The organism is Methanobrevibacter sp. (assembly GCF_017940815.1).
In the GTDB taxonomy this organism is placed as follows: domain Archaea; phylum Methanobacteriota; class Methanobacteria; order Methanobacteriales; family Methanobacteriaceae; genus Methanocatella.
Genome location: NZ_JAGAXX010000002.1, coordinates 1 through 19401 on the forward strand (window position 1 = coordinate 1; position 19401 = coordinate 19401).

Genomic DNA, 19401 nt, shown 5'->3' on the forward strand with positions numbered 1-19401 from the left:
GCACACAATCGCCAAACAAAGACATCAAAAATCCAACAACAACCAGAAACAAGAAAAAACAACGAAAATTCAACATCAACTACAAACCAACATAAAAACCAGGAAAAAACATGAAATCAAAAATTAAGTTGACGACATTGATAATTTTAAACTGAAAATTTTTTTTGCAAAAATATTCAAAACTATTTTTTCATTATCTGTTCAATTTTTAAGTATTTTATTAATTCTATATTGATAATAATTAAATATAATGTAATATATATTTATTATGTATATATATTATTAATAGGTTTTAGTTATGAATACATTAATAGAGCTTAAAAACGTTTCCAAGGAATATAAAACTGGAAACTTGGTAGTTAAAGCAGCAAATAACCTTAATTTTACAATAAATAAGGGGGAACTTGTGGTTATTCTTGGACCGTCAGGAAGTGGAAAGTCAACCCTTCTTAATCTTTTAGGTGGTCTGGATAAAGCATCTAGCGGTGAGATAATTATCGGTGGTGAAAACATTGTTTCATTTTCTGATAAAAAGCTCACACATTATAGGGCGAAGGAGATTGGATTTATATTTCAATTCTATAACTTGATTCCAAACTTAACCGCATGTGAGAATATTGAGATTTTAAATGATATTGTTGATGAAAACATTGATGGAAAAGAGATTTTGGCTCAAGTTGGATTGGCCCAGCATGTCAATAAGTTTCCATCAGAACTTTCCGGTGGGGAACAGCAAAGGGTGTCCATTGCAAGGGCAATTGCTAAAAATCCAAAGATGCTTTTGTGCGACGAGCCTACAGGAGCACTTGATTCCAACACTGGAAGGGTCATTATCGAATTGTTGATTGATTTATGTGAACGTGAAAATACAACAGTGATTATAGTAACACACAACAGCGAATTTGCAAAAGTTGCAAACAAAGTAATTCACATTAAAAACGGTCAAGTTGAATATATTGAAGAAAATGAGACTCCTCAGTCTGTGGATGCAATAAACTGGTGATTTGATGTTATTCAAGAAGATGCTTCGTGACATGAAGGAAAATAAGATGCAGTTCATTGCCATTTTTCTAATGTCATTCATCACACTGCTTGCATTTGCAGGAATTGGATCTGAAGTTCAGGGTCTGCAGGACAACCTCCATAATTATTATGAGGAAACTAATGTTGCAGACGCCTATGTGCTTGGTCCTGAGTTCAATGACACGGTTGTTAGTGACTTTAAGAATCTAAGTTCCACAACAGATGTTGAACCACAATTTGTTGTAAAATCGATAGCCGATTTAAAGGATGAGCCCACAGTGACACTGCATTTTTTAGCGAAAAACAATATCTCTAAATATTATCCTGTTAAAGGGGAAAAGATTAACTTCAGTGATGCTGATGGAATTTGGTTGGATGCAAGATTTGCTGAGGCGAAAAACTTAACCGTAGGGGACAATATTTCCGTAAACTTTAATGGAATTACAATGAACAAGACAATCCGTGGACTTGGATACTCTCCGGATTACGTTTATGAACAGCCTGAAAGTGGTTTGATTGCAGATTTCAAATACCAAGGATTCGGATACCTGTCAGAAAAGGCATATCCTGGCGAAGACATGCCTCACAACAAGATGTTGATGACCACTAATGAGTCTATTGATGACTATTATAGTCATACACGTGCAATGCTTGAAGATAAGAATTATAGTAACTTTATAAAAGCCTCATCTTTCATGCCTAGACATGACAGTCCTAGTGACAGTCAGATACAGGATGAAATCAATCAGCATTTAATTCTCGCCGTAATGTTTCCAATCATTTTTGTTGTCGTAGCACTCTTGATTCTTTTGACTACAATGACACGTATTGTTAACCATCAAAGAACACAAATTGGAACATTAAAAGCAATAGGATTCGAAAATAAATCGCTGATAATCCATTATCTGTCGTATGGTTTCATCTTGACATTGCTCGGTAGTATCCTGGGAATAATAGTGGGCCACAATACGATACCGTACATTTTTGTCGGCACCATGCAGTCATATTATACATTGCCTTGCTGGAATCCGGGATTCAACTGGACTTTCATTTTAGCGGCTCTTTTGATTGTTGTAGGTTCTTTGATATGTTCATATCATGCGGTTTCAAGCATTATGAAAGAATCTCCTTCAGCAACTCTGAAGGCAAAGCCTCCTAAAGTAAATAAGTTAGGATTCATTGAAAATACTAGAATATGGAACAAATTAGGATTTAACCTTAGATGGAATATTAGGGATGTCAACAGAAACAAATTAAGGACAGTGATTACACTATTCGGTGTAATTGGTTGTACTGTGCTTCTTGTCTCTGCATTTGGTATGCATGATGGGGTTCATGACTTGAAAACCTGGAAATATGATGACATAAATCACTATGAAACACAGCTTGTTCTTCAGGATAATGCTTCCCAGTCACAGATAGATTCAATAATTGATGATGTTAATGGTACTCCAGTAATGACAAAATCAATTCAAATTCGGGCCAATGGTCATAAAATGACACAAGTGCTGACGATTCATGATAAGTCTCCGTTGATTACTCCGACTGATAAGGATAGGCATAAAATGACGTTGCCGGAGGATGGTGTTGCCATTTCCGCAAAAACTGCTGACCTATTTGGTTTAAGTGTTGGGGATAAGATAACATGGCACTTGTATGGTAATGAGACATGGATTAACTCTACAGTTGATGCCATTTATGGAGATCCTTCAGTTCAGGGAATTACAATTTCCTCACACTTTGCTGAAAAGAACAACATTTCCTTTAAAGCGACAGAAATTGTTACAAAAGAAAAGGTAACCAATAAAACTGATGGTGTTGGAAGTGTCAACGATTATAAAGACTTGACAAACAGTTGGGATAAACTCACACAAACTGCAAATCTGCTTATTGCAATACTGCTAATATTTGCGGTTCTATTGGCTGTTGTTGTATTGTACAGTTTAGGTCTTTTAGGGTTCACTGAAGTGGAAAGGGATATGGCAACATTGAAAGTTTTAGGATTCCAGTTAAATGACTTGAGAAAATTGTTTGTAACACAATATCTGGGAATATCTATTCTAGGTTTCATAATTGGGATTCCAACAGGATACTATGTTCTGGAGGCAATCAGGAGCAATTCTAATAAACTTTATTATCCTACAGATTACTCTTTAGAGACAATTGCAATAGTCTTTTTGATAACAATTATTGTATCTGCAGTTGTTAACCTGTTGCTTGCAAACAAACTCAAAAATATTGACATGGTTGAAGCCCTTAAAAAAGAAAGGGAGTAATCATATTTTGAGGATGTCCCTGAAAATCAGTTAAAAACAAGTAAATAAAAATATTCAAGATTGATGAGTTTATCACTCATCTGTCTTTTTTCTATTTTTTCGATAAAAATTTAAATTAAATACATGATTGCGTTTCTCTTTTTTTCAAAATCATTCTTTTTCTATCATGTATTCAATTACTAAAAATGCACCTAAAACTGCACTAAATATGAATCCAATCAATCCTAATGCAGGAACTCCCCATAATAACGGTCCTTTTTCTGATAGGATTGCAAGTGATGATCCGACAATCAGTGCAGATATTATTAATGCTACTGACAATTGATTTATGAGCTCGCTTATGCCCATGTGCTTTAGATTAACTTCAATGTCTCCTTCCTCGATTTTGGAAATTGTACTGTTTATGGTGTCAGGCAAGTCTTTTGCCAAGTGTTCCAATTGAAGTAAGTAATTCAAGCTTACCTTTGCAAGTCTTTCCGGTTTGTATTTGTTAATAATTATGTTTCTTGATAATTTCTTCAATTCAGTAGCAGCATTGAACTCGGGATCTAATCTTTTTCCGGTATCTTCAATTAAAGCGATTCCTCGTCCAATCATTACAAATTCTTTTGGAAGGATAACATTATTCTTAATCATTACGTTAAGCAAATCTTCCATCGCACCGTCCATGTTTTTCAGTTCTGCACCATAATACAGGTTTAGCAAATCATCAATGTCTGCTTTAAGATCAGAGGTGTTTTGTGCAGGGCTGATGATGTCCATGTAAATTAGCTGCTTGATGATGTTGTTTGTGTTGCCACTGATTAAAAGCAAGATTAATTCCGCTAGATTTTCTCTGAAATCGTCATTCAGGATTCCCATCATCCCCTCATCGATGTAGCAGAGCTTGTTGTCTTTTGTTACAATGAGGTTTCCAGGATGGGGATCCGCATGGAAAAATCCGTCTGTCATTATTTGCTTGAAGTAGGACTTGAGTCCGTAGTTTGCAATTTTCTTCTTGTCAATTTCAGGATAATCTCCATTGAGAAGGTCTGAAACTTCAGTTCCCTTAATCAGTTCCATTGTTATTAATCTTTCAGAGCAGTATTGTGGGTATGCTTTCGGAATCTTAATGTAATAAACTCTTTTGAAGTTGTTATAAAGATTCTGCATATTCATTACTTCTTCAAGGTAATTGATTTCCTTAAAAATTGACCTTTCAAACTCACTAACCATAACCGGCAGATTGAATGTCTTGCTTTTGGAAAGGTACCTGTCGATTTGCACTGCCAGAAATTTCATTATCTTTACGTCGGATTCAATGATTTCTTTTGAATTCGGTTTTTGAACTTTTATTGCAACCTCTTCGCCGGTGCTTTTAAGTTTGCCTTTATATACTTGGCCTATTGATGCGGAACCGATTGGTGTCTTGTCAATTTTTGAATAGACATTTTCAATTGGCTGGCCAAGTTCATTTTCAATGACTTCTTTAATTTCATCAAAAGGAGTTGTTGGGGTGTTGTCCCTTAGTTTTTCAAGTTCTTCTGCAATTTCCATTCCAACAAGGTCAGGCCTTGTACTTAGCATCTGGCCTAACTTAATGTATGCAGGGCCCAGTTCTTCCAATACTCTTTTGATTCTTTTTGGAACTGATTTGTCTTCAAACAGCCCTTCCTTTTCGGCTTTATAATTTCTGAGGAATGGAAATTTCTTTAAAAAAGTGTTTTCCTCAATCAAATATCCAAAATCATTCTTCTTTAAAACTTTATAAATTTCATTTAGCCGTTTTATGTTTTCATTATTGGCATTGGGAATAACGTTCATCATTTAAAAATAGTAAAAAGTAGTATATGTTTTTTTAGAATTTTTCTAAAATTCTGGCATATACCGCTTTTAAATCATCGTCTGATTTTTCATATATTCTTTTTAAAATTAATTCGGGTGTACTTTTTGCGAGGAAATTCATTTTAGGGGTCCTATCCACAATAAGATTATAGTTTTCATCTAATCCTTTTGCTTCAATACCATCTACACGTATATCAGTGTAGTTCATCAATTCCCTGGCCATATGAGTGACGATAACACCATAGGAATTTGTTTCCTTAATCATATCTATGAATGTGGATATGATTTTAACAGCTGCATCAAGTTCTGTGATTCCTTCGAGTTCATCGAGTAATACTAACTTTTCACTATCTGTGGTGACGATTGGTATGAACACATTTAAGAATGATTCGAATGCTCCTGCATCAAGAGATCTTTTCTTTGAGAAATGGTAAACTTCATCAACTAGCTTTATCTCTGCATTGTCTGCACTTACTGGAAGTCCCATTTGTGCCATGATTGATATTTGTGTTAATGTTTCTAGGAGGGTTGTTTTACCTCCGCTGTTTGCACCTGTCAAAAGAGCAATGTTTTCGTCTTTTGTCAATTGGTAATCAACTTTTTGGACGTGGGCCTTGTCTTTTTTAAGTGCCAATTCCAGATGGAGTGCTCCGTTTAGTTTTATCTCTTCACCGAATTCTGGCCTGCATAATCCGTATTCGTATGCAAAACTACCTAAACTGAATTCATAGTCAAATTTTATTGCATCTTTGACTTCTTCAATTGCTTTTTGTTTGATTGAGTTCAATTCTATTGCAGCAGTTTTTTTTATGTCGAATATGTCGTTCTCTTTTTTGGAGGACTGTTGAAGGGTTACTCTTTCAATCTCGCTATCGTCGATTTGTATAGGATATGTCCTGAGGTATGGGTCAAAACTCATACCTGTTTTCTCCTTGATGATTTCCTTCCTTTTATTGATAATGTCGTCAAATATTTTGCTAATCTTTGGAGGGAAGTTATTATTTAATAAGTTAAGAATTTCATCTCCTTCAAGATCAACCTGTTTGATTGATTTTTCCAGTTCATCATCCATCTCATCTTTAAGTGAAAGGACAAGGTCTTCAATATCTACTTCCCTTTTGTCAATGATATTGAGTTCATTGATGATTGGGATTATTTCTCCAAGGACACTATCGTTATTTCTAATCTTTTGGATTTCATGAACTCTTGTGAATAAGTCTTTGTTTTGAATAAAAAAGTTTATTATCTTTTCAGGAACTATTTCATAGTCATTGTCATCAATGCTGATCATGATGACATTCGGCATTCCTTCAAAATCAAGAATTCCCTGTGAATAAACATAGAACACCAGGTCATAATTCCTCATCTCCTCTTGGAGAAGTGGGGAATCGCTTGCTGTGATGATTGGGTAGTACTGGTTTAGGCCCAAATCTGTAAGGTAGGAATTGTCTTCAGCACTTTCGACAAGAATTACTTTGCTGGGGTCATATTCGGGTTTTGCTTCTTCAACTTCCTTTAAGTTTTTCATCAATCCTCTTAGCTTGATGATTGGAAGTTTGGAAACATGGTCTTTGGCATTCATTACAAAATCTAATCTTTCATTGATTTTGGCAATGTCTTTTGATGGGGAAAGCAGTAGAATTCTGTTTTTGGAATATGAAGTGTTGGAATATGCTAGAATCTTGTTGATGATGTCTTCATAAAGCTCCATGGCACGGTCGCTTTTTATGAACTCATACTCTGGATTGTTCAATAGTTGGTTCATTATCTCAATTGCTTTTCTTTGGCTTATGCCGTCAATTGAGGATATTTTTTCAACATCCACATTTTCAACTATTTTTTGGAGTTCGTCTTCTCCCCCAACGCTATTGAGTATCTTCTCTGAGATTTTATCTCCAATTCCTTTTATATTCTGCAATGTAATTCTTTCCCCTTGCATTTTACCAAACCCTTTTTTGTAAATATAAAGTATATTAATTATATATATTCAAATCTTGCCGAGAGCATTTGAAAAGTAATCAAAAATTAGCAACTGTATTTTTAGGACTGTATTTTTCAAGCTCTTTTCTATTGATAATTCCATTCAACGCTTTTTTGTAAACATCAATTATTTTATAATAGTTGTCTTCCTTGTATCTTCCGTCAATTGAGAAATTGCAAAAACCAATCTCTTTTAGATGTTTGATTTCATTAATCAGTGAAAGTTCACTGTCATTGAAGATGACCAATTCCTCATTTGAAATGCTTTTGTGAATTGGATAGTGGCTGTTGTTCCTATCAATGAGGTAATTCTCATAATTCCGGGTTTCATTTCCATACAGCAAATCATATCTGGTTTTCATCAGCTCAACAGATCCCTGAACCATCATTTCAATCTTTTCTGGATGTTGGCAATGTGCGATTATGTCCTCATAGTCGCTTTCATTGAGTTCCACTGATAATGTAATGATCTTGTAGTTCTCAAGGCTGTTTATTGATGCATTGTTGGTTATGTTCATGGAATAAGGCCCGTATTCTGCGTTAAAATTTGCGCTCATTATTGCAAGAGGGTAATGCATCTTATTCAATATTCCCCTAACCTTGTTCAATGCCTTGATTAGCTTGTCATGGGTGATGTCTGGCCATTTCCAAATCAGTTCATAATCCTTGCCGATTGAGATTTCTATCGCCTCTTTAAGGAAGTTGACCATGTAGTTGATGTTGTAGGGTTCTTCATCAAGAACTAATCTGTCGTCTTGAGGTGGAATCTCTAGATAAATCCTTTTGACGCCATCAATTTCATCTAAGTGTTTCAGGTTATTTGTGTAAAATGAAAAACTGACTTCTTCATTTTTACTTTCATTTTCATTTTCATGCAGGACAATTCTTTTATTCTTGTTTGAGTATAGGTTTGTGACTTCATCCTCAAGCTTTTCAAACAGGCTCCTTCTGAGCTCATTGAGCTTGCTTATAGGAATAAATAATGTTCCGTCATAATTTATGTTAATCTGAGTGATGTCATAAGGATAGTTGTCGACTTTGGAAAGCTGTTTTTTGACTGTTTCAACACTAACACTCTTTTTGAGTGGTTTTTCAAATGCAGTGTTTCCAATTACTTCTGTTTCTATCTCTTTTCTGTTTGCAAGTGTCAACCTTCCTTTGAGTTTCGGATACTTATTTTTGAGTGAGAATGTCAGAATCAATTTGGATTTGACATAGCTTTCGCCATTGTTTTCAATTTCCTTAACCTTTTTGCCTAAACTGTTCCTTTTTGTCAGGTATACATCGGATTCGTTTAAATTAAAATCACTTTTCTTGTTTTGCCATACCTTTTTAATGATTAAAACTTTGTTCTTGCGGGTCATGTCCTTGACAGGCTTGTTTTTTCCCTTGTTGAAATGGTTGAGTGTGGTCACTATAGGTGGCTGTGATATCTCAAGACCGTAATCGTTATTGTTTTTTACGATAAGCAGTCCGTCTCCCTTTTCGGGGATTGTTTCGATGAAGTCATTCAATCGTATTGCAATCTGGTTCTTGGAGCTTTTAATCACTCTTCCGATTTTCAAACCGATATGGCCTGAACGGATGCTTCTTTTTGAAGTGCTCATGAACTGTCCTTCGGTGAATCCTCTGTTGAATGCAAGACTGATTTCCTCGCTTTTGGATGTTTTTCCGCTTTTAAGCTTGTTAAGAGCTTTCCTGTAATTGCTCACTACCACTGCCAGGTATTCCTTGCTTCGCATCCTTCCTTCGATTTTGATGCAGTGAATATTCATCTCTGCGATTTCCTTTAACCTGTCGTATAGGCTCAAATCACAGGGGGATAGGTAGTAGTCATGCTTTTTGATTCCTTTTATTCTATATTTTTGGCGGCAAGGCTGTGCACAGGTTCCTCTGTTCCCGCTTCTTCCACCTTTAAAACTGCTCATCAGACATTGTCCTGAATATGAATAGCATAATGCTCCATGGGCAAACACTTCAAGTTCCATGTTTGTGTTTAGATTTTCGATTTCTTCTTTTCTCATTTCACGGGGAAGGACCACTCTTTTGACGCCCTTGCTTTCGATATAATCCAACTTTGCCTGGTTTTCAATTGTCATCTGTGTTGATGCGTGAATCTTTAATTTTGGCAAATGGGTGTTGATTAATTCAATTAGCCCCAGATCCTGAATCAAAACTGCATCCACTCCAATTGCATGTAGGTGTGACAAATAGTTCATGACGCTTTCAAGTTCCCTTTCCCTGATTATTGTATTAACTGTCACGTAAACCTTTACATTGTGCATGTGTGCGATGTTTACTGCTTCGCGTATTTCATCTAATGTAAAGTTTTCGGCGAACTTGCGGGCCCCATAATTTTTCCCTGAAAGATAAACTGAACTGGCACCTGCATTGATGGCAACCCTCAAATGGTCCATTGATCCGACCGGAGCAAGCAATTCAGGAATTCTCATGTAACCTACCCTCAATGAAATTGCCCTTGTTGATGTATGATTGGGAGAAATCCATGATTTGATATTTGTACTTTCTCAATTCCTCTTGATCCTTGTTTTGAAGGCTTTCGTTGTAAATTGATAAGATTTGTGTTGTGTACTGCTCATTGGAATACCTGCAGTCCAGAATCAAGTTGTCAAGGCCAAACTCTTTAATTTCGTTCATCTCCTCAATCAGGCATAGGCAATCCTTGTTGATGATGTGGCTTTGCCTGTTGTAATCGAAGAATATCTTGTACTTGAATTTTTTCCGTTTCTTGTCTTCCAAAATTGCATAATCCGCATCATTTGAAATGATGAAGTCTTTTCCATCATTCAGGTTGGTGAAATCGTCCTTGCTGACAATAACTTCAAGGTTCCCATTGACTATCATTTCCAAATCTATGTTTCTGTCATGATTTCTGGCGACAAGTTCCTTTATTTCATCACCTGAAAGTTCGGAAGATAAAATCAATGATTTGAATCCTGCCTCATTCATGTCACGGACGCAGAAGCTGTTCCATACATTCAGGTTGTGATTTCCATAAATAGGGCAATCGAATATGTCGCTCATGCCAGGGAAATCCCCCATTATTGAGATTATGATTCCTTCATTTTCAAGCTCCTTGACAATCTCATTGCATTTCACTGCATCTTCTTGGGATATGAATGATGATAAAACCCATACGAATTCGGTTGGGGATGCCATTAGGCTTCCTTTCTTAAGGGTTTCCTTTATGTTTGCAAAATAGTCGTCAGGATTGTTGTAGTGGCAGTTGCCGTCAAAGTAAATTCTTTTAAGGTCAAATCCTGACGCTGCCTTTAATTGTGACAGGTCATCAATGAATATGGACAGTTTCGGTGTTTTCTTTTTGTTTTTAGGTTTTGCATTATTGTAATCTTCAATGAATTTGGTCAGATCCTTTCTGACTTGCTTCACTGCCTTTTTGGTTGGGGTGTAATGGTTCATTAGCAATTCTGTTGCCTTGTCCAATATTTCACGTCTTATCTGGTTGATTTCACGGATTGGCACGAAGATGTCAGTAGGCATGTTGTTGAAGAGGATGTTGTCAATATAGAATGGTGTCTGTCCTGTCTTACTGAGCTGCTTTTCAATGACTTCTTCAGTCAAAGGCTTGTTTTTGGCCTTTTCGAATTTGTCCAATGTTTTATGCCTGAAGTTTATCAGCTCGTCGTCGACATGGTATTCCACTTTGGTGAAAAGGTTCAGGTTTTCATCCCAAGTCAGTGAAAGGTTAAGTCCGATGTTGTTTTTGATGTTTTCCTTTTCGAATTGCTTCAAGTATTCGTGAGTTGACTTTGAATAGCTTATGAAAACCTCGGTTCCGACCTTGACAAGACGGGTTGTGTCTATAACAATCTCGTTTTCGTCCTGCTTTATGATGTTTTCAAGGTATATTCCCTTGATTTTGCCGTTATATTTGAAGGCTATTCCGTCTCCGGGCTCTAAAATCACTGGAATCTCATGGTTTTTTACTTCAATTGTGACTTTTGTGCCGTCAATGTCTACAATGTCTCCAATGTACAGTCCTTCATGTCCTGAATGGCCTCTTCCCATTACTTCTCCGGGTTTATCTCCCATCATGTATCCGTCAGTGAACTGGCGGTTAAAAACAAGGTGTAAATCTTTTTTATAGTCTCCGGGATTGCCGTCAATGAGGTTTCTGTAACTGTTCACAATGGTTCCGATGTAGTCCTTGGATTTCATTCTGCCTTCAAGCTTCAATGACTTGACTCCCGCATCTGAAATCTCAGTCAAATGGTTATATGTTGCAAGATCGTGTGTGGATAGGAGATATCCGTTTCCTATGTTGTATCCCCTGTATTTCAATCGGTATTCTCTTCTGCATGGTTGTGCACATGCTCCACGGTTTCCGCTTCTTCCGCTGTTGTATGATGAGATGTAGCACTTTCCGCTTACACAATAGCATAGCGCACCATGTCCGAACACTTCAATGTCCATGTCAATGTTGTCCTTTTGGAGCATGTTGTGGGTTTCCTTAATCTGGGTGATGTTGACTTCCCTCGGAAGGACGACTCTCTTGATGTTGTTCTTATTCGCCCATTTGAATGAGGAATAGTTGTTCAGTCCCATCTGTGTGGATGCGTGAACCTCCAGGTCGGGAATGAATGTTTTCAAAAGCCAGATAAGTCCGAAATCCTGCACGATGACTGCGTCCACTCCAATCTGGTACAACTTGAACAGATATTTTAACACGTCAACAATCTCGAAATTGTTCACCAGTGTGTTTACCGTTACATGGACCTTGCTTCCGTTTAGGTGAGCATAATTAACTGCTTTTTCTATCTCTTCCATTGTGAAGTTTTTAGCATATGCTCTAGCTCCATATTGCTGTCCTGCAATGTAAACTGCATCGGCACCTGCATTGATTGCAACCACCAATACATCATAAGAGCCCGCTGGGGCTAATAATTCTTCTAAAACCATTTTTTAAATACACCTTGATTTGATTTATTCATTTAAACTTTTGTAATTAATTATATATTAAATTAAAACATATTCTATTTTATGTATATAGTATTCGAAGGAATTGACGGTGCGGGTAAATCAACCCAGATTCAACGATTGAAGGAATGGCTGGAAGCTAATGGTTTCAGGGTTGAAACATTGGTTGAACCTACTGATTCTGAGGTTGGAAAGTTAATCCGCAAAATTTTGCAACGTCCTGACGCAATGACTGACAGGGTTCAAAAGACATTGGGCTTGCTTTTTGCAGCGGATCGCATGTTGATAATGGACAAATTGGAAGATGAGTCTAAGATTATCATTTCAGACAGATCATTCATCTCTTCTTTGGCTTATCAGGAGCCTGCTGAATGGATTGAGGTTTTAAACAGATATGCCAAAAAGCCGGATTTGCTGATATTGATGGATTTGGATGTTAAAACATCTGTTGCGAGAACTTCCGGTGAAGATACCTTTGAAAATGAGGAATTTTTGACTGGAGTTAAAGAGAATTATCTGAGATTGGCTGAAAATTACACTCATGAAATCATTGATGCAAATAACGGTGTAAATAAGGTTTCTTCAGACATTAAAAAAGCAGTTGCACCATATCTTGGAATATGTCCTGACTGTATTTTATAATCTTATTTTTTTTTATTTAACTAATTTTTTTTGTGATGATTTTTTTTTTTAAAAAGCGCTGGGTTGTGTTTCGGGTGTCCCAGCGCTAATTCGGTATTTTTGGATTAATGTTTAAGATTTGCGATATCATAATGATATCAAGAACAAATCGACATTGAGGTTTGAAAATGCATTAACAAATGATTTTATAACAATTTATTCATTGGGTGAACTTCAACAGGTTCGGTTCCTAAAGGTTTTGCAGCTTCAGAAATGAACATGTCAGTTTGAGCTACTGCAGGGAATGCAATGTCTGCGTTTTCAATAGGTCCAAATAAAACGAAGTCTCCAGCACACATAACTTGCACAATGTTTGCTCCAATGTCACAAACAGTGAATGCAGTTTTGTTTCCTGCTTTTTTGTAGTCTCTTAACCAATCCCATGCGGACGGTACGTTGTGAATACCTGATCCTACTGGATATCCCCATTTTGCTTTTTCAGCAAAGGATGTTCTAGCAGCGATACCTGCACCTTGACCTAAAGGAGTTACAGCGGTATCCATCATGAACTTGTCGATACCACATTCAGCAGCAACTTCAAGTAAACCTTTTTCGTATGCGCCGTCGTCACCGTTTTCCCACATGTTCATTTTTCCTTCAACTGTAGCATTCATTGGGTTGAATCCTAAGATGATGGAAGCGGAAATGTCGGTTTCAGCAAGTGCATCCAATTCGGATTTGTCTGCTGCCATGTTAATTGAGTTATAAATTGCTCTTTCGGTTAATCCGGTTTCATCAGCGTACTGTGCACCAGCAACTCTTGCGTCACCGGATGTGGAATCTATAAGGAAAGGAGCATCACAAATGTCCCCCACATATTCGATATATTTAGGAAGTGCTTCAACAGTTTGTCCGAAAACTTGTACAATGTATGGGTTACCGGTTACATCGGAAATAGATGCCATATCATTGATTAATTGTTCAGCTCTAGCTTTGTCGAAGTCTCCTGTTAATTCATCATTAAGAATGTTGTGTCCTCCGTAGAAAATAGTTCCTGCCAATACGGTAGGGTATTCTCCCGGTTGTCCACCCATTTTGACTCCTGCGAAGTCAAAAACTTCTTGTTCTTTATCAAATTTAAACATTTAATTAAACCTCTTTTTATTTCGGCCTAACTTTTTTAATTTTTACTTGATAAAAATTAAAGGTTAAGCCATAAATATATTCCATTTGATTATATTTAAAACTAACTATAAATTTTTAAATTATTTTAAATTATTTTAAATAATATTAATTTATTGTTTAAATTTTTAAAATAAGAATTGTACAGTCAATATATTAATTAAAACTTAATTTTTATAAATATAAATTGAAAATAATGCATTATTCTTTTTAACTCATAAATATCTCGATAAATATGTAAAATAATTAATTACTCATATTTAATCATGATGTTTAAAAAATATTTTAAATTTAATTAGATATATTAAAAATAATTATTTTAGTATTGTTTTAAGGAGTATAAATCCATTTAAGGTTTAATTTTTTGAGTAATATACAAGTAATTTCCATATGTAAAAAATAAGTGACAATATGAGCATCTAAAAAATAATAAAAAATCAGATTGCATGTAATAAAAAAATAAAAAAGGAAAAGATTTGAAAATAGGAAAAATTATTTTTTCCCTTCAAGTTCTTCTAGTCTTTCACGAATGGCATTCTCTAAAAATTCTCTTGTTTTTACTAACTCATCATATTCTCCGATGATTTTAGGACCAAACTCTGTTTGTTCCAATTTGATGTCGAATTTTTCGAATGCATGAGCAAGCATCTGCTCGCCAACACCGTTTGGCAAACCCATTTCAAATTCTTGTTTTTCTTCATTCATCAATTTTCCTCCATGTATTCTCTAACTGGTGCAAAGAACTCAATTAAGAAGTCTTTGATTCCATTTTTCAAGTCCATTGGATGTAAATTGCCCTCACTGAAGTCCTTGATTAATTCATCATGGGTAAGCTCAATGTCGCCACCGAATTTTTCAGGTCTTTTTATGAGTAATTTCTCTTGATTAGGATAAACGAAGGTCTCTGCAATTTCAATCATAGGGTTGCCTTCAACTTCTCCTTGTGGGCAGTAACTCTTATTGATTTTTTTAGAAATCTCTTCAACGGAATCATCTACTGCAATGTAGTTTCCTTTACTTGAGGACATTTTAGCATCCCCGTCAAGACCGTGCAATAGTGGGGTGTGGATACAAACAGGAACGTTTTCTCCAATTTTTTCAAGGTTTTCACGAGCTAACATTTGGATTTTCCTTTGTTCCATTCCACCGAGTGCAATGTCCACTTCAAGTGCAGCCATGTCGACGGTTTGCATGATTGGATAAATTACGCTAGCTACTTTTGGATTGTCATCCGCACGACTTACCTGATCCATACTTCTTCTTGCTCTTTTCAAGGTAGTCATGGTAGCTAATTTATAAACTTTATCAGTATAATCTGGTTCTAATTGGAATGATGAACCGTAAACGAATTCGGTTGTTTCATCAAGACCAAGAGCCTGGAAACATTTTTTGTTGTATTCAGCAGTTTTTGCAATTTCTTCAACAGTTCCTTTTCCATTTAAAAATGCGTGGTAATCTGCCAAGAGGATTTTGATTTTAAAACCTAACTTTTGTAATTGTTTTAATTTTTGTACAGTTACTGCATGTCCCAAATGGATTTTTCCTGAAGGTTCATAACCTGTATAAGCTATAGGTTGTTCCTTTTGGAGAACTTCCTTTAATTCTTCGGTATCTATAACTTCCAAGGTTCCTTCTTCGATTAACTGAATTTTTTCTTCGATATTCATCTTATCACTTAGTCTATTAAATAAATGTAATTGTCAATTTTAATAAGTTTGATTTCATCACCGATATTGTATCCTTTGAATTCATCTTTCATCTCCAAATCCACTGCGGAATAGTCGCTAGGGTCTAGAATCTGTATGATGCTTGGTGATTTTGAAATGATTGTTGTTGTCTCAATCTCTGAAGATTTCTTAACAAGCTTGATGTCTTCCATGTTCTTCATTGGAATGTTGTGCTTTTTATCATTGGACAGCTCCTGGCCAACAACACTGTTCTTGCCTATGCTGGTTACTCTAATGATTTTTTCATCATATTTGACGAAGTCATTAACTTCGAATTCAGGAATTCTAACGGAAATCCAAATACGGTAAAGTCCCTTTCCGGTGGATTTGTCCTCACTTATTAGTCTTGGGGATTCCTTGATTATTCCACCGAACTCTTCGGTCAATGCTTCTGCAACTTTCTTTCCGGATTTTAGAGATCCGATGTAATAGTCGTGACCCTCTTTTAGCCTTGCAATTTGAGGGCAGTATGCCAGCTTGTCCTTTTTGGATTGCTTGATTAAGGTTCTTTCAACAATCTCTTCGGCTTTTTCATATTCTTCAGGTTTTATTTCACGATTGTCTGCTCTGAATTGTATTACAGATTCGTAATAACCAGATTGAATTTTACTGCATGTTGGACAAACTGTTTTTAAAATCTTGACTTCGCATTCCTTAGTTTCCTCTATTTGCGCTCCATGAACTTCTCCAACAATTTCAACATAACAACTGGCTATTGTACCTTTGATTTGGTCAATTTCAAGATTGATTATTTCATTTGACACTTCATCAGCTATCTTGATGTTTCTTTCGAGTGCGCGGTAGATTATTTCTTCTTCAGGAATGAACTCCTCACTCCATTTGCCTTCTTCAAGTTTACTATTACAATGGCTGCAGATTTGAACTTCAATTCTTTTTGGAAGTTCGATCATTTCAAATTCTTTTAAAAAACAGTCTATACAGATGTCTCCAACCATTTCCTTATCTGTACTTCCGCACTCTGGACAAAACATGATATCAGTAAAAAATAAGTAAAAAAAGGTAAGATTATAATGATTTTAAAGGTGCTGTAGCACCGCATGCAGCACATTTAAGTAAGAATATTCTACCTTCTCTGATAATTCTTGTATCTGGTCTGTTACATTCGTGGCAAATTACGTATTTGTCCACATAATCTTCGATTCTTTCGTTGATTAGGTAGTGGGTGAATTTACCTTGTAAGATTGCTCTTTGACCTTCGATGTTTCCTGCAGTACCTAATTCTCTCATCAAGAATTTTAATAAGTGTTGAGGGTCTCTGTTTAAACCTTCTGACACATCTTTAAAGTTTTTGATGAATGTTCTATTACCTTGGATATCTGAATAAGCTTTAGGAATTTTGAATCTTTTGTGTTCAAATACTTCAGGAGGTAATTGGTCTATTGCTCTTTCTAATAAATCTTCATATTTATCCATAATTATCTCTCCTTATAAAATCAGTATAAGTATAATATATTAAATTTAGTTTTAATCATTTATTAATGTATTGTTAATGGGATGGTTTTGGGTTAAGTGTTGTGAAAAAATAAAAAAAGGTGAAGAGGGAGTTAAGCTATTCTGAAGTATCCAGTTGTTGGCTGATATATGACTCCTTTTTGAACAAGATTTCTAACGATTTGTTCTGTTTTATCTTCGCTGACTCCGAAATTGTCTGCCATATTTGAGATTAAAACATTCAATGGAGCATTTCCAGCATATTCCTCTTGGAGACGTTTAATTTCTTCAGTAACTGTTTGAATCTTATCCCTGTCTGATTTTGGTGTTCCTCCGCTGACGATATCTGCATCGATTTCACCGGTTTCTGGATCAACACCAATTTCTAAAAGACAAGCCCTTTGTAATCTGACAGCCCTTTCTGCGTCTTCCTTATCAACGGTGTCTTTAAGTTTGATTTTAGCACTTGCTTCAGACAAACGAATAATTGCCTCTAATTGCCTTGCAGTGATTGGAACTGGGCCTTGCTCTTCTGGATTGCTGTTCCTGGTGCTTACATAAAATTCTTTTAGAACTTCGATAGCACCATCACTTAAGTGAGGATTTACGTTCTTACGAGCATATGCAATGTATTTTCTAAGTAATTCAGGTTCTATCTCATATTCAACGGTATTTTCTTGGTGTATTTTTAAAATGTGGTCTGCTAATTTTGCATCTCCTTCCTTACTTGGTTTGTCTTCAATTACAAAAATTAAATCGAAACGAGAAATAATAGGTGCTGGCAGGTCAATTTGTTCTGCTAATACTTTGTACCTGTCAAATCTACCGAATTTAGGGTTTGCCGCTGCAAGAACTGAACATCTTGAATTCAATGTTGCCATAATTCCTGCCTTTGCAATACTTACAGTTTGTTGTTCCAATGCTTCGTGAAGCGCTGAACGGTCTTCTGACCTCATTTTGTCCAATTCGTCAACACATACGTTACCTTGGTCCCCAAGTACTAATGCACCTGCTTCTAGAGACCATCCGCCAAGTTCGTCCCTTACTGCTGCTGCAGTCAAACCTGCACCACTTGTACCTTTACCACTTGTATAGATACTTCTTGGAGCAAGCCTTGAAACGTATTTCAATATCTGGGACTTACCGATACCAGGGTCCCCAACAATCAAAATGTGGATATCTCCTCTCAGTTTGGTTTCATCTTCAAGCTGTTTGGATGCTCCTCCAAACAATTGCAATGCGATAGCTTCCTTAACGTTAGGATATCCTCTAATTGATGGAGCGGTTGACCTGATAATTTTATCGTGAATATGGGGGTCTTGTGATAATTCAATAATCTTTTCTTCGTCCTCTTCAGAAAGTTGCAATTCCTCAAATTCCTGTTCCAGAGGTTCTATATGGTTTACATAAATATAATTTTTAAATTTGCCGCTTCTCTCTTCTCTAAATGTTTTTAAGGTTCCGGTAATTCTTACCTTGTCTCCTGGATTTAGCTGATCGACCAAATCGTCTTCTAAAATCATCAACATTTGCTTAGGTTCTGTTCCTCCGGATAGGTTTTCCAGAGGTTCTTGCATTCTAGCGGTTTGTGTATCGATGTATTTTGATTCCTCTTGGAGCAATCTGAATGATCTTCCACCACATTCGCTACAAAGTGAAGGTTCTATAATTGTATTTGATGATGTTTGCTCTACCTCGTGTAATCTCATACATCCTCTACATTCAAAAACACCGGTTTCAATACGAGGTCTGATTTCATCAGTTTTCCTTACAATACCGTCTGCAGCGACAAATGTTCCAATGTATTTACTCAATAAGTCCTTTAATTGAATTACATTGGTCAGATTCTCGAATCTGATGTTGATGTCAGCGTCCTTTACCAATGGGTCAATGTTTTTAATCGCAACTTGTGCGGCAGCAATAACTTCTTCAGGTTTTTCAATTAATAAATCTGCCAAGTCTGGATCAAACATTTCCAATGACTGATAATTAACACTCAATGATCGCTCATCAGGGTATTTTTCAAGTATTTTGAATACATCATCTTTGTATGATGTTGCAAAAAATTCTTCGAATTTTGCAGTTGATGTTTGTGTTTTATTAGTAGAGTTCATTGTCATAATATTAATTTTTTATACTTAAAAAATATTGCCTAAGAGCATTTGATAAGTAACATTAATATACTTAAATTAATATAATACTATCTATAATTTTTATTATTGAGGTTAATATGAGAAAATCAAGATTAAGCTTATTTAAATCCACTTCTATGTTAATTTCTGTCGTTGGAATTATCATGGTGGTCGCTACAATCATTGTTGTTGCATATGTCGGATACAGTATGGTTTCATCTGGAA

General features: G+C 35.9%; 13 protein-coding genes. 3 read left to right on the plus strand and 10 right to left on the minus strand.

Annotation, left to right across the window (positions count from 1 at the left end; translation table 11 throughout):
* Positions 1 to 298 precede the first annotated feature (298 nt).
* Positions 299 to 1003, plus strand: a complete 705-nt coding sequence (locus ILA26_RS00140) for an ABC transporter ATP-binding protein (protein WP_292892788.1) — start codon at positions 299 to 301, stop codon at positions 1001 to 1003.
* Between the two features lie 4 nt (positions 1004 to 1007).
* Positions 1008 to 3299 carry an ABC transporter permease gene (locus tag ILA26_RS00145; RefSeq protein ID WP_292892790.1) on the plus strand — a complete coding sequence of 764 codons (2292 nt, stop codon included), beginning with the start codon at positions 1008 to 1010 and terminating at the stop codon, positions 3297 to 3299.
* 150 nt (positions 3300 to 3449) lie between these two features.
* Here the strand turns inward: ILA26_RS00145 and ILA26_RS00150 are convergent, their stop codons facing one another.
* From ILA26_RS00150 to ILA26_RS00165, 4 genes are read right to left on the minus strand one after another with little or no spacing between them, the layout of a single operon-like run.
* Positions 3450 to 5102, minus strand: a complete 1653-nt coding sequence (locus ILA26_RS00150; protein ID WP_292892792.1) for an AarF/ABC1/UbiB kinase family protein — start codon at positions 5100 to 5102, stop codon at positions 3450 to 3452.
* Between the two features lie 34 nt (positions 5103 to 5136).
* Positions 5137 to 7086, minus strand: coding sequence for a helix-hairpin-helix domain-containing protein (locus ILA26_RS00155; protein WP_292892810.1), 1950 nt, complete (start codon positions 7084 to 7086; stop codon positions 5137 to 5139).
* Positions 7087 to 7141: 55 nt separating this feature from the next.
* The gene (locus ILA26_RS00160) at positions 7142 to 9556 is read right to left on the minus strand and encodes a U32 family peptidase (protein WP_292892794.1); all 2415 of its coding nucleotides are present in this window, start codon (positions 9554 to 9556) and stop codon (positions 7142 to 7144) included.
* Positions 9543 to 12044, minus strand: a complete 2502-nt coding sequence (locus ILA26_RS00165) for a U32 family peptidase (protein WP_292892796.1) — start codon at positions 12042 to 12044, stop codon at positions 9543 to 9545. Before ILA26_RS00165 ends, ILA26_RS00160 begins: the two co-directional genes overlap by 14 nt.
* A gap of 81 nt (positions 12045 to 12125) precedes the next feature.
* On the opposite strand from ILA26_RS00165, the gene tmk reads away from it, so the two are divergent.
* Positions 12126 to 12704, plus strand: a complete 579-nt coding sequence (gene tmk, locus ILA26_RS00170; RefSeq protein ID WP_292892798.1) for a dTMP kinase — start codon at positions 12126 to 12128, stop codon at positions 12702 to 12704.
* Between the two features lie 185 nt (positions 12705 to 12889).
* Here the strand turns inward: tmk and mtrH are convergent, their stop codons facing one another.
* The 6 genes from mtrH to ILA26_RS00200 form a co-directional block, all read right to left on the minus strand.
* Positions 12890 to 13828: a tetrahydromethanopterin S-methyltransferase subunit H gene (gene mtrH, locus ILA26_RS00175; RefSeq protein ID WP_292892800.1), complete on the minus strand. Its 939-nt coding sequence runs from the start codon at positions 13826 to 13828 to the stop codon at positions 12890 to 12892.
* Between the two features lie 529 nt (positions 13829 to 14357).
* Positions 14358 to 14570 carry a hypothetical protein gene (locus tag ILA26_RS00180; protein ID WP_292892802.1) on the minus strand — a complete coding sequence of 71 codons (213 nt, stop codon included), beginning with the start codon at positions 14568 to 14570 and terminating at the stop codon, positions 14358 to 14360.
* Positions 14570 to 15532 carry a tyrosine--tRNA ligase gene (locus ILA26_RS00185; RefSeq protein ID WP_292892804.1) on the minus strand — a complete coding sequence of 321 codons (963 nt, stop codon included), beginning with the start codon at positions 15530 to 15532 and terminating at the stop codon, positions 14570 to 14572. Before ILA26_RS00185 ends, ILA26_RS00180 begins: the two co-directional genes overlap by 1 nt.
* An 8-nt stretch (positions 15533 to 15540) precedes the next feature.
* Positions 15541 to 16584 (minus strand): NMD3-related protein, encoded by a 1044-nt coding sequence (locus ILA26_RS00190; protein WP_292892806.1) that lies wholly within the window; start codon positions 16582 to 16584, stop codon positions 15541 to 15543.
* A 34-nt stretch (positions 16585 to 16618) separates the two neighbouring features.
* Positions 16619 to 17026, minus strand: coding sequence for a translation initiation factor IF-2 subunit beta (locus tag ILA26_RS00195; RefSeq protein WP_292761075.1), 408 nt, complete (start codon positions 17024 to 17026; stop codon positions 16619 to 16621).
* Between the two features lie 131 nt (positions 17027 to 17157).
* Complete coding sequence (locus ILA26_RS00200; RefSeq protein WP_292892808.1) at positions 17158 to 19158, minus strand: minichromosome maintenance protein MCM; 2001 nt, start codon at positions 19156 to 19158, stop codon at positions 17158 to 17160.
* Between the last annotated feature and the right edge of the window lie 243 nt (positions 19159 to 19401).

What these genes read in the sequence shown, in the direction of transcription:
- ILA26_RS00140 (WP_292892788.1), top strand. Translation starts at nt 299, where the DNA reads ATGAATACATTAATAGAGCTTAAAAACGTTTCCAAGGAATATAAAACT.
- ILA26_RS00145 (WP_292892790.1), top strand. Translation starts at nt 1,008, where the DNA reads ATGTTATTCAAGAAGATGCTTCGTGACATGAAGGAAAATAAGATGCAG.
- ILA26_RS00150 (WP_292892792.1), bottom strand. Translation starts at nt 5,102, where the DNA reads ATGAACGTTATTCCCAATGCCAATAATGAAAACATAAAACGGCTAAAT.
- ILA26_RS00160 (WP_292892794.1), bottom strand. Translation starts at nt 9,556, where the DNA reads ATGAGAATTCCTGAATTGCTTGCTCCGGTCGGATCAATGGACCATTTG.
- ILA26_RS00165 (WP_292892796.1), bottom strand. Translation starts at nt 12,044, where the DNA reads ATGGTTTTAGAAGAATTATTAGCCCCAGCGGGCTCTTATGATGTATTG.
- tmk (WP_292892798.1), top strand. Translation starts at nt 12,126, where the DNA reads ATGTATATAGTATTCGAAGGAATTGACGGTGCGGGTAAATCAACCCAG.
- mtrH (WP_292892800.1), bottom strand. Translation starts at nt 13,828, where the DNA reads ATGTTTAAATTTGATAAAGAACAAGAAGTTTTTGACTTCGCAGGAGTC.
- ILA26_RS00180 (WP_292892802.1), bottom strand. Translation starts at nt 14,570, where the DNA reads ATGAATGAAGAAAAACAAGAATTTGAAATGGGTTTGCCAAACGGTGTT.
- ILA26_RS00185 (WP_292892804.1), bottom strand. Translation starts at nt 15,532, where the DNA reads ATGAATATCGAAGAAAAAATTCAGTTAATCGAAGAAGGAACCTTGGAA.
- ILA26_RS00190 (WP_292892806.1), bottom strand. Translation starts at nt 16,584, where the DNA reads ATGTTTTGTCCAGAGTGCGGAAGTACAGATAAGGAAATGGTTGGAGAC.
- ILA26_RS00195 (WP_292761075.1), bottom strand. Translation starts at nt 17,026, where the DNA reads ATGGATAAATATGAAGATTTATTAGAAAGAGCAATAGACCAATTACCT.
- ILA26_RS00200 (WP_292892808.1), bottom strand. Translation starts at nt 19,158, where the DNA reads ATGAACTCTACTAATAAAACACAAACATCAACTGCAAAATTCGAAGAA.